General features: G+C 61.3%; 13 protein-coding genes. 2 read left to right on the top strand and 11 right to left on the bottom strand.

Annotated features, from left to right (window positions below; genetic code table 11):
• Position 1 precedes the first annotated feature (1 nt).
• Positions 2–211 carry a hypothetical protein gene (locus ACX3VQ_RS12775; RefSeq protein WP_462581421.1) on the top strand — a complete coding sequence of 70 codons (210 nt, stop codon included), beginning with the start codon at positions 2–4 and terminating at the stop codon, positions 209–211.
• 25 nt (positions 212–236) lie between these two features.
• On the opposite strand, the gene ACX3VQ_RS12770 is transcribed toward ACX3VQ_RS12775, so the two are convergent.
• The 4 genes from ACX3VQ_RS12770 to ACX3VQ_RS12755 form a co-directional block, all read right to left on the bottom strand.
• On the bottom strand, positions 237–1,616 hold the full coding sequence (locus ACX3VQ_RS12770; protein ID WP_462581420.1) for a sensor histidine kinase: 1,380 nt from the start codon (positions 1,614–1,616) through the stop codon (positions 237–239).
• 3 nt (positions 1,617–1,619) lie between these two features.
• Positions 1,620–2,576, bottom strand: a complete 957-nt coding sequence (locus ACX3VQ_RS12765) for a hypothetical protein (RefSeq protein WP_462581418.1) — start codon at positions 2,574–2,576, stop codon at positions 1,620–1,622.
• A gap of 23 nt (positions 2,577–2,599) precedes the next feature.
• Positions 2,600–3,808: a hypothetical protein gene (locus ACX3VQ_RS12760; protein WP_462581417.1), complete on the bottom strand. Its 1,209-nt coding sequence runs from the start codon at positions 3,806–3,808 to the stop codon at positions 2,600–2,602.
• A gap of 80 nt (positions 3,809–3,888) precedes the next feature.
• A complete protein-coding gene (locus tag ACX3VQ_RS12755; RefSeq protein ID WP_462572281.1) occupies positions 3,889–4,212 on the bottom strand; it encodes an Hpt domain-containing protein in 324 nt (107 codons plus the stop codon).
• Positions 4,213–4,282: 70 nt separating this feature from the next.
• On the opposite strand from ACX3VQ_RS12755, the gene ACX3VQ_RS12750 reads away from it, so the two are divergent.
• The gene (locus tag ACX3VQ_RS12750) at positions 4,283–6,901 is read left to right on the top strand and encodes a coiled-coil domain-containing protein (protein WP_462581416.1); all 2,619 of its coding nucleotides are present in this window, start codon (positions 4,283–4,285) and stop codon (positions 6,899–6,901) included.
• 21 nt (positions 6,902–6,922) lie between these two features.
• On the opposite strand, the gene ACX3VQ_RS12745 is transcribed toward ACX3VQ_RS12750, so the two are convergent.
• The 7 genes from ACX3VQ_RS12745 to nuoL are packed head-to-tail and all read right to left on the bottom strand — an operon-like array spanning position 6,923 to position 15,396.
• On the bottom strand, positions 6,923–7,213 hold the full coding sequence (locus ACX3VQ_RS12745) for a DUF1467 family protein (protein ID WP_462581459.1): 291 nt from the start codon (positions 7,211–7,213) through the stop codon (positions 6,923–6,925).
• Complete coding sequence (locus tag ACX3VQ_RS12740; RefSeq protein ID WP_462581415.1) at positions 7,213–8,868, bottom strand: ribonuclease J; 1,656 nt, start codon at positions 8,866–8,868, stop codon at positions 7,213–7,215. The genes ACX3VQ_RS12745 and ACX3VQ_RS12740 overlap by 1 nt, the downstream gene beginning before the upstream one ends.
• Before the next feature lie 13 nt (positions 8,869–8,881).
• Complete coding sequence (locus ACX3VQ_RS12735; protein WP_462572284.1) at positions 8,882–9,658, bottom strand: type III pantothenate kinase; 777 nt, start codon at positions 9,656–9,658, stop codon at positions 8,882–8,884.
• Between the two features lie 23 nt (positions 9,659–9,681).
• The gene (locus tag ACX3VQ_RS12730; protein ID WP_462581414.1) at positions 9,682–10,392 is read right to left on the bottom strand and encodes a biotin--[acetyl-CoA-carboxylase] ligase; all 711 of its coding nucleotides are present in this window, start codon (positions 10,390–10,392) and stop codon (positions 9,682–9,684) included.
• Positions 10,389–11,852 carry an NADH-quinone oxidoreductase subunit NuoN gene (nuoN, locus tag ACX3VQ_RS12725; protein WP_462581413.1) on the bottom strand — a complete coding sequence of 488 codons (1,464 nt, stop codon included), beginning with the start codon at positions 11,850–11,852 and terminating at the stop codon, positions 10,389–10,391. The genes ACX3VQ_RS12730 and nuoN overlap by 4 nt, the downstream gene beginning before the upstream one ends.
• A complete protein-coding gene (locus tag ACX3VQ_RS12720) occupies positions 11,852–13,405 on the bottom strand; it encodes an NADH-quinone oxidoreductase subunit M (RefSeq protein WP_462581412.1) in 1,554 nt (517 codons plus the stop codon). The genes nuoN and ACX3VQ_RS12720 overlap by 1 nt, the downstream gene beginning before the upstream one ends.
• Positions 13,405–15,396, bottom strand: coding sequence for an NADH-quinone oxidoreductase subunit L (gene nuoL, locus ACX3VQ_RS12715; protein ID WP_462581411.1), 1,992 nt, complete (start codon positions 15,394–15,396; stop codon positions 13,405–13,407). The genes ACX3VQ_RS12720 and nuoL overlap by 1 nt, the downstream gene beginning before the upstream one ends.
• Positions 15,397–15,488: the final 92 nt, after the last annotated feature.

Raw genomic sequence — 15,488 nt, 5'->3', positions numbered from 1 at the left:
CATGGGCAGACGGTTCATCAAGCTCGTCCTGCAGGTATTCGGTTTCGCACTGATCCTGTCGGGCGGGCTATGGACGCTGCAAGGCCTGGGCATCGTGATGTGGCCTGCCAACAGCTTCATGCTGGCAGATCGCAGCTGGGCTTTTTACGGTTCGATCACCGTGCTTGTCGGCGCAATCCTGCTGTGGGGATCGGGACGCATCGAGCGATGAAATACGGCTCCTTGCCTGCCAACAGTCAGGCTTTTTTGGGCAAAACCAGGGTGAAGGTTGCCCCCTTGCCTACCTCGCTTTCGACCGCAAGCGAGCCCGACATGGCCAGGGCCAGCTTGCGCGAAATGTAAAGCCCAAGGCCTGAGCCGCCATCGCCCGAACGGCCAAGCCGCTCGAACTTCGCAAACATCCGCTGCTGATCTTCGCGTGAGAGGCCGGGGCCCTGATCGCGCACGCTGACGCTGGGCAAGCCACTGCGCCACGGCCCCACCGAAATCTCGACCCGGCTGTCCCTGGGCGAATAGTTGATCGCATTCGCGCCCAAATTGAGCACGATCTGCAAGACCCGGCGGGCGTCACCGATTGCCGGGCAACTCTCGTCATTGCCGGGGCTGACCAGTTCGATCCGCTTGTCATTGGCCCTGGCCGTCAGCATGCTGGCAGCCTTGCGGGCGATATCGGCCAGATCGATCGCCTGCTTTGCGGCGGTAAATCCGGGTGCCTCGACAGCCTCGAGATCACCCAGGTCGTCAAGCAACCCGGCCAAATGTCTGCCCGCTGACACGATGTCGGCAGCATAATTCGAATATTCGGCGCGCAAGGGTCCGGCCAGTTTCGATCGGATAGTTTCCGCATTGGCGATGATCCGCGCTACCGGCTGGCGCAGAGCAGGCATCAGCGCATCCCCGATCAGACCGGTGCCGCCTGCTTGCGTATCTTCGTTTTGCGGTTCGGCTTGCGGCGGCGGCTGATCGGCCACCAGCAACAATTCAAATCCGCGCGGCATGGCGGCTTCCGTGCCAAGTGGAATGAGGCGAGCCCGCCAGTCACGCTGCGAACCTGCTAGCTTGCACCGCACCCCGTCAAGCAGGCGCCAATGCAGGGGCTGACGGTGTGCGATCCCGATCAGTTCGACATAGTCCACCCAGGGCTTGCCGGCGTGCTTGCGGGTCTCATCAATCAATTCCGCCAGATCCGGCGCGCTGCCCTCACCGGCGAGCAGGCGCTGTTTGCCGTCGAGTCGCGCAGTAAATTCCGCTGTTGCCCTGTCGATCGCGTCCTGCCTTGCGGTGGTCTCGCGGTCATCTTGTGCCCCGACAGTTTCCCGCCGCCAGTTCTCGATCAGGATCTCACAACCATCGCCGCGATCCGCCGTCAAAGGATGTATACGGACAAAGCCGCTCACGCGCGCATCGCCATCCTGCGCAGAAAATTCACGCGCCAGGCGCAAGCCCATTCGGCGCCCCTGACGCACCAGTTCGAGCAGTTCTGGGATGGCCAGCCTGCCGGGAACCTGGCCTCCACAGCGCTGCTGCAGCTCGGACAGGGGCTGGTCAGCCGAGACCAGGCGGTCCTCACCATCGGTAAGACCGCGCGCGGCCAGAAGCGAATCGGGAGCCGCCACGGCCTAGCGCCCGCGCCCCGCCGCGGTTCCCTTGAGCAGAGCTTTCGCCTGGTCCGCAGAAATGTCATGCAGCTGCGCGGGAAGCGCAAAATCCTGGTGGATCAGCGCAAATTGGCGGGTGATTTCATCAGGCTTGAGCGCTCCGGCACGCAGCGCCAGGGCAAGCCGCACTTGCTGGCGTTCGTGGCACGAGAGTATCGCCAGTTCGCGCGGTTGCTGCGAAAGCCGCGCCATTGCGGTCGCGAAGAGTGCCAGCCCGGCGTGCTCAAGATCGAGCGCGGCGCGCATTCCTCCTGCCAGGCCGCCTACCAGACGGGTAAGCAGCGCCAGCCTGCTACGGCCTTCATCGTAGCCGGCGCGGAGCTGTTGCGCCGCCCGTTCGGCCACACCACCATCCTCTGCGACGACGGCCTTTTTTGCCAGTGCCAGCACCTCGTGAAACAGTTCTGCCGGAAGTTCGACCAGCGGCAGGTCCATTCTGCGCTGCGCCTGGATGAAACGCGCCTGCGCGCTCATGGTAGCCATGGCCAGTTCCGCGACGTTTTCGTCCGGTGAGGCGATCAGTTCCTGCAACAGCGGCGTAAGCACCTGGTCGATCGCCGCGCCTTGCTCAAGCCGCTCGCCAAGCTGGCTTTCCATCGCGATGGCATAACAATGGCTCACCAGGATGCTGCTGGCAGCAAACCGGCCTGCAAGGTTGCTTGCCGCTGCCGGGTCTATCTCCTGTTTTGCCCCTTCTGCCTTTGCCAGCGCCGCCAGCACCTGTCGCGCCAGATCGCCCAGCATGCCGCGCATGCGCGCAAGCACATCTTCGCTCACCAGGGCCTGGCCGGGAGAGGCGAGCAAGTGGCTGAGAACAGGCGCAACTCCGGCAAGCGCAAGGTCGCCACGCGCCAGCTCATGGCGCAAGGCGTCACTTGCCTCCGTCTGCTCCTGCGGTTTCATCACAGCCTCGCTCATCGCCTGCTCATAGCGCGGCTTGGTTAAGCCCGCGTTATCTTCGATTCTCGCCGAAAAAACAGGCATAATCCGAGTGCGAGCAAAGACAGCCCAGCAACTGCTTGATCCAGCACGCCAAACCATGCCGCCGGAAGCAAGACCGACGCTGCGACGAAGCGATCACCCCAGGCGGCACGCCATTTTTCCGGGGCCAGGCTTTCTCCAAGGCGCAAAAGCCCCACAAACATCAACGGCAGAAACATCCGCTGCGGCAAGGAATCCAGTTCGAACGGCAGCGAAAGAGGCATCACAAGCGAGAAATCCAGGATATTTCGCAGCAGGCCTGCGCGCCGCGTTCCCGGCCCAATTCCGCGCAGCCTGGCCTTGAGCCTGCCCAGTGCCTCGCCCAGTTTAAGCGTAAAAGCGCCTACAATGAAGCTCGCTAAACCTGCAAAACTCAAGCCAATTTGCGAGAGCACCACAGCACCCAGCAGACCCAATGCCCCAAGGCCCAGTGCCGTAGCAGGCCCCCGATCCAACGCATCGGGCGCCAATGCCCGGGCGAACCGGCGGCTGAGTGCAGTGCCCGGCGCGCTCCAAACGGCGCTCTCGACACTGCGATCAAGCAAAGCTTCCTCGCGCAGTGCCAACACCGCGCGGTCACGCACCAACAGCCATTCTCCGCTATCGAGCGCCTCCGCGCTCACATCCACCAGCCTTGCCCCGGCCTGCAGTGCGAGCCGCAGCAAAACCGAGATTGTGTCACAATCGGGCGGCATGTCCGCCAGTTGTTCCGCAATCCTTGCCCGCGTGACCAGCACACCGCCCCAGGCATGTTCCGCATCGATCCGCTCGAACCCAGCGGCCAGGCCTTCCTCAGCTGGCAAGGCTGCAACGCCGCGTTGCTCTCCTATGGTCGCGGCCAAGCGCTCACGATCGATCACCAGACCATCGGCAATCACCACCAGTTCCTGATCGGCGGAAAGCAGCCGCGCCAGCGGCAACGGCCCACGCACCAGCTGGAACTCCAAACCTGCGCTTTCCACAGCCTCGTGAAGGTCCTGCAACGGTTCGCTGTCGCGCTCTGCGAGGCAGATTATCCGCGTGCAGCCAAGGTCGCGCGCCATATCCACCTGCCAGGCGATCAGCGATCGCCCACCAAGCCGCTCGAACGCGCGCGGCCTGCCCGCTTGCGTCAGTTCCAGTGTCGATAGCAATGCGCTGCGCACAGCGGCCTGTCCCCCGTTTGCCATTGGTTAGTCGGATTTAGGGGAGACAATAGGCGCGGCAAGGCAGGCCTGCCAAGCGCCAGATTGGGCGGAATTGGGCGGATTTAGCCGTGCGCAGGAATAAGCGGCCGCCCCGCTAGCCGAGCGATCTCCTGTTCCACCTCGCGCAGCACGCCAGGTTCGCCCGGAACAGCTTCCAGCGCCGCTTCGGATATGTTGAGCAATTCCTCCGCGTGGAAGCTTGCGGCAAGCCCTTTCAGACGCATCGCAGCAACACGCCAATTTCCGTCACAACGGGCGCGGCGCATCAGGTCAAGCTGCCGCTCAGCACTTTCGACCAAAGCGTTGCGTAGCTCAGCCAGCAAGGCGATGTCCTCACCCGCGGCCGCAGCCAATGTTGCATCAAGGGAACCGCTTTCATACGCCATTGGATGGCGGATATGCGCACAAGCGTTAAAGCGGGGTTTATCCTTTCTCAAAATCGAGTAGTTTCCGCAAATGACGACTGGATCGCATATCCGGGCTATCGGGCCTGAAGCCGCGCAGAACGCGCCTGAACAATCCGCTGAGAATGCTGGCGATGAACCGCTAATTCTGGACGAAGAACCGGGCGACGAGATTGATGAACCGGCACCGCGCAGGCGCTGGTATGACTGGTTTGTACCCACATTGGCGATGCTTGCCATGGCGGGGTGGACCGGGTTCTTTGGCTGGGCATTTCAAGCGGAAATTCTGACAGGCGGGACGCCGCAACAGTGGGCGGGATGGATCATGGACTGGTCTGTGCCGATCCTGCTGGTCGTAGCCTGCTGGCTTCTCGCCATGCGCCTGAGCCGCCGCGAAGCTGTCCGTTTCGGCGATACGGCTCTGTTATTGCGGCAAGAGGCGAGCGCGCTTGAGAACCGGCTGGCAGCGGTCAATCGCGAGCTTTCGCTGGCGCGCGAATTCCTGGGCACACAGTCGCGCGAGCTGGAATCTTTCGGGCGTATAGCCAGTGAACGGCTGTCCACCCATGCCGGCGAGCTTCAGGCGTTGATCCACACCAATGGCGCTCAGGTAGAGGCGATCGCAACAGTCAGTGATACCGCGTTGATAAACATGGGAAAACTGCGTGACGACTTACCGGTCATTGCTACTTCGGCGCGCGATGCCTCCAACCAGATCGGCCAGGCTGGCCGAGCCGCGCATGAACAGATTGAAAAGCTGGTGACAGGGTTCGAACGGCTCAACCACTTCGGTGCCGCAAGCGGCCAGCAGGTCAACACATTGACCGAACAGGTGAATGACACGCTGGCGCGATTCGAAGCTCAACTCGATCGGCTCAATCAGATTACCGAGAGCCGCTTCGCCGTTTTGAACGCGAAAAGTGACGAATTCCGCGCAGAAATAGACAGCCATGAAGCAGGCGCGTTCGCCGCGATGCACGGCCGCGCCGAAGAGCTGCGCGTTATGGTGGCCGCGCTAGGGGCAGAATTCGAAACCCAGGAGCGTGCCCGCGTCAACACTTTCCAGGACCAGATCGCCAGTTTGCGTGATGAAATCCAGGCGGTGAGCGCCGCGCTCAACCAAACGCAGCACGATTCCGTCACCATGCTCGATGAACATCGCGACCGGCTTTATACCGATCTCGCCAAGGTCGTCGGCAAGCTCGACCAGCTCGATCAGCACGCTGTAGCGACCGGGCGAAGGCGGATTGAAGCGCTGGAACTGGAAAGTGAACAGTTTGCGGCCAGGCTTGCGGCACACGATGCCGACTTCGCCGAAAAAATGGCCCGCAGGCAGGATGAATTCGATACTCGCGAGGCGCAGGCCAGCGAAGTGTTGGCGCAGCGCCTGTCAGAGCTCGACGAAATGCTGTCGGAGCGGACCGAAGCGCAGCTTGCCCGGCTCGAGAAACTCGTAACACAAGGCACTGACATTACATCGAAGGTTGAGGAACTGAATACCCTGCTTGCTTCAGTTTCTGAACAAGCGCAACTTACCACCAGTACACTCGGTCAAGGTCTTGGCGATACGACCGAGAAGCTTGCGCACAGCCGCAACGAACTCGCCGCCACCGGCACGATCCTTGGCGAACTGACCGAGGCCGGTATCCGCCTGCTCGAAATTATCCAGTCGGGTGCGCGCGAAAGCCGCGAAGCCCTGCCCCAGGCGATCGACAAGGCGGGGGCAATGCTGGGCGATGTTGAGCAGCGCGCGGCCATGATCAAGGGCACGGTTGAAGCCGCACATGAGCGCAGCAGCAGCCTATCCGATTATGTCATTGCCGCCCGCGAAACTGTTGAGGAAACCGATCAGAAGATCGCGGCGCTCAACGCGCGCCTTGCCGAAGGTGCGGATGAAGGCCTGGCGCGGATTTCCGCACTGCGCGGCGCCTTGAGCAAACTTGAGCAGGAAAGCGATCATGTCTCGTCGCGAACCAACGAGGAATTGCGGGCCGCGATTGTCCAGCTGGAAGATGCGGCAAGGCAGGCCTTTGCGGCGATCGAGGACGGCACGGAAGAGCGGCTTGGGATACTGGCCAAAGAAATAGGGGTCAAGGCCAGCGCAGCGATCGAGCAATCGTTGCGTGAAGAAGGCGCGCATGCTGCCGAGCGCATTGAGGAAGCAAACCTGCGGGCTTCCACCAGCGGACGTGAGATTGTCGGCGCCCTACGTGACCAACTCGCCAAGGTAAATGAGTTGGTGGGCAATCTGGAGCAGCGCGTAGCCCGCGCGCGAGAACAGGCGCAGGAAAAGGTCGATAATGATTTTGCACGGCGGGTGGCCTTGATCACCGAGAGCCTCAATTCAAACGCCATCGACATCGCCAAGGTGCTATCACACGATACCACAGACACTGCTTGGGCATCTTACCTCAAGGGTGATCGCGGCATTTTCACGCGGCGGGCAGTGCGGCTTGTCGACAATTCCCAGGCAAGGGAAATAATGGAACTGTTCGAGGCGGATGACAGCTTCCGCGAGCATGTCAGCCGCTACATCCATGATTTCGAAGCCATGCTGCGCTCGGTACTTTCAACCCGCGATGGCAACACAATGGGGATCACGCTGCTTAGCTCGGATATGGGCAAGCTCTATGTCGCGCTCGCGCAATCTATCGAACGGCTGCGCGATTGATTATTGCCGCGCCACGCTTGTTCAACCAGGCATTTCGCCGGTGCCGGGTGGCGGCGGGAAAAAATTCAGATCCTCGGCAGTGACCCAGCCAAACTGGTAATTCAGCACATAAATCCCGGTTAGGAGCCCCGCAATAAAGGTCGCCCTCAAAGCGTGATAGCCGGGGCGGAAATGCGCGGGCGCGCTATCTGCCTGCCCGGGAATTTTCTCGATCCCCGCTTCGTCATGCGTCTTCACGCCAAACGGCAAGGTGACGAACGCCGACATCACCCAGAACAGCGCATAAATTGCGAGGATCGAGGTCCATTCCATCATTGCGCTTCACCCAGCATGATGATTTTGACTTGCGGCTTCTTTCCTGACCAGCGCTGTGCGGCGCGGCGCGCGGCAAGACGGGCTGCCTCGTGCACCGCATCACGATCGCGGGCGGCCTTGCCGCGTAGAGAGGCGATGGCCGAGACGACATCCTCGGCTGCCTCTTCGACAAACCCAGCCAGATCCTCGTCAAGCGGCAAGCCGATCGCTTCAACAGTCGGGGCATAGCTCTCGTCCAGAACCACTATCACCAACCCGTCGCGCGCCACGCGGCGGCGCATGGTCACCGCTTCACCATCTGCCGCCACGATAATGTCGCCATCGAGCACAAGCCGCCCTGCCTTCACCTCGGCCAGCTTGCCAGGGGCGCCGGGTGCGAGCCGGATAAGGTCACCATTGCTTTGCACCAACGCCGCCGGGATGCCGCTCTTGCGCCCAAGCCGGGCCTGTTCGTGCATGTGGCGCATCTCGCCATGGACCGGCACCAGCAATTCCGGGCGAATCCAGCCATATAGCGCCTGGAGCTCCGGCCTGCCGGGGTGGCCGGAAACGTGGATAGCACTTTGGCGGTCAGTCACCATCACGATCCCGCGCGCGGCAAGCTGGTTCATCACCCGCCCGATGGCAAGCTCGTTGCCGGGAATCTGGCGGCTCGAAAACAAAATCACATCGCCCGGCACCAGCTCGATCGGGTGGTTGCCTTCGGCAATGCGGGCCAGCGCCGCGCGCGGTTCGCCCTGCCCGCCGGTGGCGATGATCAGTACTTCGCCGCGCGGCAGGCCCATCGCCGTGTCGAAATCGATCGTTTCAGGGAAGTCCTGCAGGTAACCTGTCTGCTTGGCCACGTCGATGATCCGATCGAGCGAGCGCCCGGCCACGCACAACTGCCGCCCGGTTTCACGGGCGACATCGCCCAGGGTCTGCAGCCGCGCCACATTCGAAGCGAAGGTCGTTACCAGCACGCGCTTACCGACATGCCGCGCCACCTCCTCCATCAGCGATCGGTGCACGCCGCCTTCTGAACCGCTGGGCTTGGCATTGAATACATTGGTCGAATCGCACACCAGGGCCAGCACACCCTCATCCCCGATGGCGATCAGTTCTTCCTCAGTTGTTGGCTCACCAATGATCGGTTCCTCATCGAGCTTCCAGTCGCCGGTGTGGAACACCTTGCCATAAGGGGTCTCGATCAGCAGCGCGTTTCCTTCTGCTATGGAATGCGCCAGCGGAACATATGTCACGCCAAACGGGCCAAGGTTGAACGCGCCATGATCGTCATCGATGACAAACAGATCGACCGATTTGGCCAGCCCCGCCTCTTCCAGCTTGCGCTGAACCAGTTCAGCCGTGAATGGCGTGGCATAAAGCGGCACACCCAGTTCGGCGGCGAAATAGGGGACGGCACCGATATGATCCTCGTGCCCGTGGGTCAGCACGATCCCCAGCAGATCCTTCGCGCGGTCTTCGATGAATTCGAGATCGGCAAAAACGAGTTCAACACCCGGATATACATCGCCCGAGAAGGTCATCCCCAGATCCACCATCAGCCACTTGCCGTTGCAGCCATAGAGATTGACGTTCATGCCAATCTCGCCCGAGCCGCCCAGTGCCAGAAACAGCAGTTCCTTCTCGGGAGTGAAATCCTTTTTCATCAACTGGTTCCGATCAGTTCGCTGCGCGGCGCGCCAGAATGGCAAGCCCGTCAAGCGTCAGGTCTGTATCAACCGCGTCGAACATATCCGTATGCTCGTCAAACAGGATTGCCAGCCCGCCGGTCGCCACCACCTTGGCCGGTCGGCCGATCTGTTTACGCATCCGGGCGATCAGCCCTTCGATCAGCGAGACATAGCCCCAGAAAACACCGATCAGCATCTGTTCTTCGGTGTTGCGGCCGATAACGTTGTTATTGCCGGGGTTTTCGATCGCAATGCGCGGGAGCTTGGCCGTATTGTTGACCAGCGCATCAAGCGACAGGTTGATGCCAGGGGCGATGATCCCGCCCTTGTAGGCGCCGGTAAAATCCACCGCATCGAATGTCGTAGCAGTGCCGAAATCGACTACGATCAGATCACCCTGGTATTTGGCATGTGCCGCGATAGCATTGAGCGCACGGTCCGCACCGAGCGAACGCGGCTCGTCCACGTCCACTGAAATTCCCCAATCGGCATCGCCCTGCCCCGCGATCAGCGGCGTAACGCCGAAATACTTCTCTGCCAGCACAGCGATATTGTGGATCGCGCGGGGCACCACCGAGCCCACAATGATCTGTGTGATTTGCGCCTTGTCGAAGCCCTCGATCGCCAGCAATTGCAGCAGCCACACGGCATATTCATCGCCAGTGCGGCGCGGATCGGTGGCGATCCGCCAGCGCGCCTTGATCTCCATGCCATCGAACAGCGCAAAGACCACATTTGTGTTACCGACATCGGCTGCAAGCAGCATCGAGCTTCCCCTATTCGATCAGGCTAATCGAGCGCCACGTCACCGGCGTGGATGGTGTGCGTCTTGCCATCGGGAGCGCGCAACAGCAAGGAGCCGCTTGCGTCGAGCCCGGCGAAGGCGCCGCTGATGGTGGTGCCCGAGGGTTCATGCACCTTCAGCGCTGTGCCTATTCTATGGGCCGCCGCCTGCCAGCGCCTGAGAAGCAGCTCAAGCCCGTGAATGCGCCAGCGCTCAAGTTCGGCGTCGAAGGATGCGGCGAGCCGTCCGGCAAAATCCTCAGGCGAAGGTGCCGGTGCGACCTCAGCCAGGGCTATCGTCTTGCGGTCCGGCAGTTCGGGCGCCGCGCGCAGGTTCACGCCGATTCCGATGACCACAGCCCCCTTGGCCGTTTCCAGCAATATCCCGGCTAGTTTCGCGTCCCGCAGCAATATGTCGTTCGGCCATTTCAGCATGAGAGCGCCGGGTTCGGGACAGAAGGGCAATAGCGCCTCGTAAACCGCGAGCCCGGTCATCAACGCCAATGTTGCTGCGGGCGGATCGCCAGCAGCGGGATGAACCACTGTCGAGCCCATGAAATTGCCCGACCCGTCAAACCACTGGCGTCCCTGTCTCCCGCGCCCGGCATTCTGGCTGCGCGTAACCAGCCAATCGGCCTCGCGCGCATGCTCGCCCGCGGCAAGCCGCGCCAGCAGGTCTGCGTTGGTGGAGCCGGTTTGCTCGACGAAAGTGATCACACCGCCAGGAACAGCGCGCTTGCCGCCTTGTCCGCCAGATCGCCCAGCGACGGCGTAAGCAGATAGCCGAGCGGGGAAATGATCAACGAGGTTATCCCCAGAACAGCCCAATGGCTGGCGTTGCTCTTGCCCGTCATCACGCCCGCGGAATCGTCGAACATGATCACCTTGCACACCTTGAGGTAGTAGAAGGCGCCGATCACGCTGGCGGCGATACCGAGCGCTGCGAGCGCGATCATGTCCGCTTCAACCGCGGCCTGGAACACCACGAACTTGCCCCAGAAGCCGAACAGCGGCGGAATGCCTGCCAGGCTCAGCATCAGGAAGAACAGGCACCAACTCAGCAATGGTTGCTCGCGCACCATGCCGGCCATGCTCGAAATGTTCTCGACGGGCACGCCATCGGCATTTTTGAGCATCAGCACCGCAACAAAGCTGCCGAGCGACATCGCCAGGTAGATCCACAGATAGACCAGCATTGCGCTCGCACCCTGCTCAGTCGCGGCGGCAAGCCCGATCAGGATGAAGCCAACATTGTTGATCGATGAAAAGGCCAGCAGGCGCTTGATATTCTCCTGCCCGATGGCGCCCAGCGCGCCGACGACGATCGAAGCAAGCGCCAGGAAGATCACGATCTGCCGCCAGGCGTCGACCTGGCTGCCGAACACCTCCAGCGCGACCCGGGCGGTCAGGGCAACCGCTGCCACTTTGGGTGCAGTAGCGAAAAAGGCGGTAACCGGGGTCGGCGCGCCTTCGTAGACATCGGGCGTCCACATATGGAACGGAACTGCCGAGATCTTGAACGCCAGGCCTGCAAGCACAAACACGATGCCGATCAGCGCGCCGTTGGACAAATCACCGGCTATCGCTGCGGAGACACCAGCAAAGCTGGTGCTGCCGGTAAAGCCATAGAGCAGGCTCAGACCGTAAAGCAGGATGCCGCTGGCAAGCGCACCAAGCACGAAATATTTGAGGCCCGCTTCGGCCGATTTGTCATCATTGCGCAGGATCGAGGCGAGCACATAGGCCGCGAGACTGTTGAGCTCCAGCCCAACATAAAGCGTCAGGAAATCGCCCGCCGAAACCATGATGCTCATGCCCAGCGAAGCAAATACAACCAGCACGGGATATTCGGCGCGCATGGCCTTGAGGCGATCGAAATAGGCAGGCGCGACCAACAGGCAGCCGATCGCGCCGAGATAGATCAGCGACTTGGCGAATGCGGCATAGGCATCGGCACGGAACAAATCGCCAAAAGCATACGTGGCCGGGCCAACCAGCCCGTCATGCAGGGTCGGCACAAGCAGCACGCCCGCTGCGAACAGCCCTGCTACTGCAAGCCACGTTACCAGCTTAGCGCTCTTGTCTCCGCCCCAGGCCGCGATCAACAGCAGCACAAGCCCTGAAACTGCAAGGACGATTTCGGGCGCAATCAGCGAAAGCGAGGTTGCGTAGTCCATCAGTGGGCCCCCTCCTCGAGCTTCTCACTTGCATGCGGCATTTCGTTGGCAATCCTTCCAGTCGGCTCGCCCACCACAAGCTGGCTGTCACCTTCGGGTGCAGCACGCGCCACCCGCGCTTCGAGCGCGGCGATATCCTGCCGCATCGGTGCCAGGAAGCTTTCGGGATAGACGCCCATCCACAAAACTGCAGCGGCGATCGGGGCAAGCATTGCCCATTCACGCTTGTCGAGATCGAGCATGGCTGCCGCATCGGCGTTTTTCTGCTCGCCGAAGGCCACGCGCCGGTACAGGTAAAGCATGTAGGCCGCGCCCAGGATGATGCCCGTGGTGCAGGCCAAGGCAACCCAGGTGGAAACCTGATAGATTCCTGCCAGCGCCAGGAATTCGCCGATGAAATTGCTCGTGCCCGGCAAGCCCACGCTGGCCATGGTGAAAAGCATGAAGAACAGCGCATATTTGGGCATGTTGATGGACAGCCCGCCGTAACGGTCAATCTCGCGCGTGTGCAGCCGGTCATAAATCACGCCCACGCACAGGAACAATGCGCCCGAGACCAACCCGTGGCCCAGCATCACCATCATTGCGCCTTCCAGCCCCTGCACGTTGAAAGCGAACAGGCCTGCCGTCACGATCGCCATATGCGCGACCGATGAATAGGCGATCAGCTTTTTCATGTCGTGCTGAACCAGCGCGACCAGCGAGGTATAGATCACTGCCACGATCGACAGCGCGAAAATCAGCCAGGCAAGCTGCGCAGAGGCTTCGGGAAACATTGGCAGGCTGAAACGGATGAAGCCGTAACCACCCAGCTTCAGCAGCACACCCGCCAGGATGACGGAGCCCGCAGTGGGCGCTTGCACATGCGCATCGGGAAGCCATGTATGCACCGGCCACATCGGCATCTTCACCGCGAAGCTGGCGAAGAACGCCAGCCACAGCCATGTCTGCGCCGCTGGCGCGAAGTCATACTGCATCAGCGTGGGGATGTCGGAAGTGCCTGCAACATTCACCATCCAGAACATCGCAATCAGCATCAGCACCGAGCCGAGCAGCGTGTAGAGGAAGAACTTGTAACTCGCATAAATGCGGTTGTCCCCGCCCCATACCCCAATGATCAGGTACATCGGGATCAGGCCCGCCTCGAAGAAGATGTAGAACAGGAACATGTCCTGCGCTGCGAACACGCCGATCATCAGCACTTCCATGATCAGGAAGGCGGCCATGTACTCGCCCACGCGCCTGGTGATCGCTTCCCAACTGGCGAGGATGCAAATCGGCATCAGGAACACGCTGAGCATGATCAGCATCAGCGCAATCCCGTCGATCCCCAGCGCATAGCTGAAGCCCGAGAACAGCGGCGCCTTCTCGACGAACTGCCATTGCGCTCCGCCGATATCGTAATTGAGCCACAGCACCACGCCGAGCGCGAGATTGGCCAGCGTTGCCGCCAACGCGGTCAGCCGCGCAGCCTGCGCCTCAAGAAAGAAGCAGGCGATGCCTGCCACCAGCGGGACCAGCAGCATGGCCGAAAGGATCGGAAACCCGTCCATCAAAAGAGCACCCAGGTAATCGCGGCGACCAGGCCGAGCAGCATGATCAACGCGTAGCTATAGAGATATCCGGACTGCACCTTCTTCGCGACCAGCGCGCCGCGCTGCACCAGCCAGGCGGCACCATCGGGGCCGAAACGGTCGATCGTGCCGATATCGCCCCTTTGCCAGAAGACGCGCCCGAGCCAGAAGGCCGGCTTGACGAAGATCACATTGTAAAGCTCGTCAAAGTACCATTTGTTGTAGACGAAATTGTGGATCACGCGGAACTGCGCCACGAATTTGCCCGGAATGCTCGTGTTCCTGATATAGGCCCACCATGCCCCGGCAAAGCCCAGCACCATCACGATGAAGGCGGCATATTTCACCGGCATCGGCACTGCGTGCATCGCGTGGATCAGCGGCTCGTTATAGAAGATCGAATTGCTCCAGAACGATGCATCGTCAAGGAATGTCGGCGCAAACACCTGCCCGGCGGCGATTGCCCCCACTGACAGCAGGCCAAGGGGGACCAGCATTGAAGGCGGGCTTTCATGTGGATGATAGCCGCCGGTAGTGTCTTCTCCGGCCTGCGCGGGCGTCTTGTGAACCGAATGCTGGATATGCTCGCTCTCGATCCAGCGCGGCTTGCCCCAGAAGGTAAGGAACATCAGGCGCCAGCTGTAAAAGCTTGTCAGCAGGGCGGCGAAAACGCCCATCCAGAAGGCGAAATTCGCCATGCCGGTGCCGCGGGCATAGGCGACTTCGATGATCGCATCCTTCGACCAGAAGCCGGCGAAGCCAAGGTGCAGGTCATAGATGCCGACGCCGGTGATCGCCAGCGTACCCGCCATCATCGCCCAGAAGGTAAGCGGGATGTGTTTACGCAGGCCGCCGTAATAACGCATGTCCTGTTCGTGATGCATGGCGTGGATCACGCTGCCAGCGCCCAGGAACAGCAGGGCCTTGAAGAAAGCATGGGTGAAGAGGTGGAACATGGCCACGCCATAGGCGCCGACGCCTGCGGCAAAGAACATGTAACCGAGCTGTGAGCAGGTGGAATAGGCGATCACCCGCTTGATGTCCCACTGCGTGGTCCCGATCGTGGCGGCGAAGATGCACGTGGCCGCTCCGACAAACACCACCATGCCCAATGCAATCGGTGCTGCCTCGAACATGGGCGACAGGCGGCAGACCATGAACACGCCCGCGGTCACCATGGTTGCGGCGTGGATCAGCGCCGAAACCGGGGTCGGGCCTTCCATCGCGTCGGGCAACCAGGTGTGCAGGCCCAGCTGCGCCGATTTGCCCATCGCGCCGATGAACAGAAGGATGCACAGCAGGTCCATCGTTTGCATGCGATAGCCGAGGAAGCCGATGGTCGAGCCGGTCATCCCCGGCGCGGCGGCCAGGATCTCGGGGATCGAGGTGGTCTGGAACACCAGATAGGTGCCGAAAATGCCCAGCATGAAGCCGAGGTCGCCCACGCGGTTAACCACGAAGGCCTTGATCGCGGCGGCGTTGGCGCTCGGCTTCTTGAACCAGAAACCGATCAGCAGATAGCTGGCCAGGCCCACCCCTTCCCAACCGAAGAACATCTGCACCAGATTGTCGGCCGTCACCAGCATCAGCATGGCGAAGGTGAACAGCGAGAGATAGGCGAAGAAGCGCGGCTGGTCCGGGTCCTCTTCCATGTATCCCCATGAATAGAGGTGCACGAGCGCGGAAACAGTAGTGATCACCACCAGCATCACGGCGGTCAGCGCATCCACCTGCAGCGCCCAATCGAAACTCAGCGTGCCCGAATGAACCCAGGTCATGACCGGAACGACTTCCGCGACCGCATTTCCGGCGACGAAGCTCAGGAAAATCGGCCAGCTCAGTGCGCAGGAAATGAACAGCGCGCCCGTGGTGAGCGACTTGGTGACGGTGTTGCCGAGCATGCGATTGCCGAGCCCTGCCACGATGGCCGCGAGCAATGGCAGGAAAACGATGAAGAGGATGGAGTTCACTTGGCAACTCCTTCGTCATTGCGAGCGTAGCGAAGCAATCCAGCGCGGGTCGCACAACGGCTCTGGATTGCCGCGTCGCCTGCGGCTCCTCG

The organism is Altererythrobacter chaiwopuensis (assembly GCF_054957735.1).
Note: the sequence above shows the minus strand (reverse complement) of the source record. Positions and strands in the feature narration are given on the sequence as shown.

Excerpts from the sequence above, each read along its gene's own strand:
- ACX3VQ_RS12760 (WP_462581417.1), bottom strand. The coding sequence starts at position 3,808 with ATGGCAAACGGGGGACAGGCCGCTGTGCGCAGCGCATTGCTATCGACA.
- ACX3VQ_RS12775 (WP_462581421.1), top strand. The coding sequence starts at position 2 with ATGGGCAGACGGTTCATCAAGCTCGTCCTGCAGGTATTCGGTTTCGCA.
- ACX3VQ_RS12765 (WP_462581418.1), bottom strand. The coding sequence starts at position 2,576 with ATGAGCGAGGCTGTGATGAAACCGCAGGAGCAGACGGAGGCAAGTGAC.
- ACX3VQ_RS12735 (WP_462572284.1), bottom strand. The coding sequence starts at position 9,658 with ATGCTGCTTGCAGCCGATGTCGGTAACACAAATGTGGTCTTTGCGCTG.
- nuoN (WP_462581413.1), bottom strand. The coding sequence starts at position 11,852 with ATGGACTACGCAACCTCGCTTTCGCTGATTGCGCCCGAAATCGTCCTT.
- ACX3VQ_RS12755 (WP_462572281.1), bottom strand. The coding sequence starts at position 4,212 with ATGGCGTATGAAAGCGGTTCCCTTGATGCAACATTGGCTGCGGCCGCG.
- ACX3VQ_RS12745 (WP_462581459.1), bottom strand. The coding sequence starts at position 7,213 with ATGGAATGGACCTCGATCCTCGCAATTTATGCGCTGTTCTGGGTGATG.
- ACX3VQ_RS12750 (WP_462581416.1), top strand. The coding sequence starts at position 4,283 with ATGACGACTGGATCGCATATCCGGGCTATCGGGCCTGAAGCCGCGCAG.
- ACX3VQ_RS12740 (WP_462581415.1), bottom strand. The coding sequence starts at position 8,868 with ATGAAAAAGGATTTCACTCCCGAGAAGGAACTGCTGTTTCTGGCACTG.
- ACX3VQ_RS12720 (WP_462581412.1), bottom strand. The coding sequence starts at position 13,405 with ATGGACGGGTTTCCGATCCTTTCGGCCATGCTGCTGGTCCCGCTGGTG.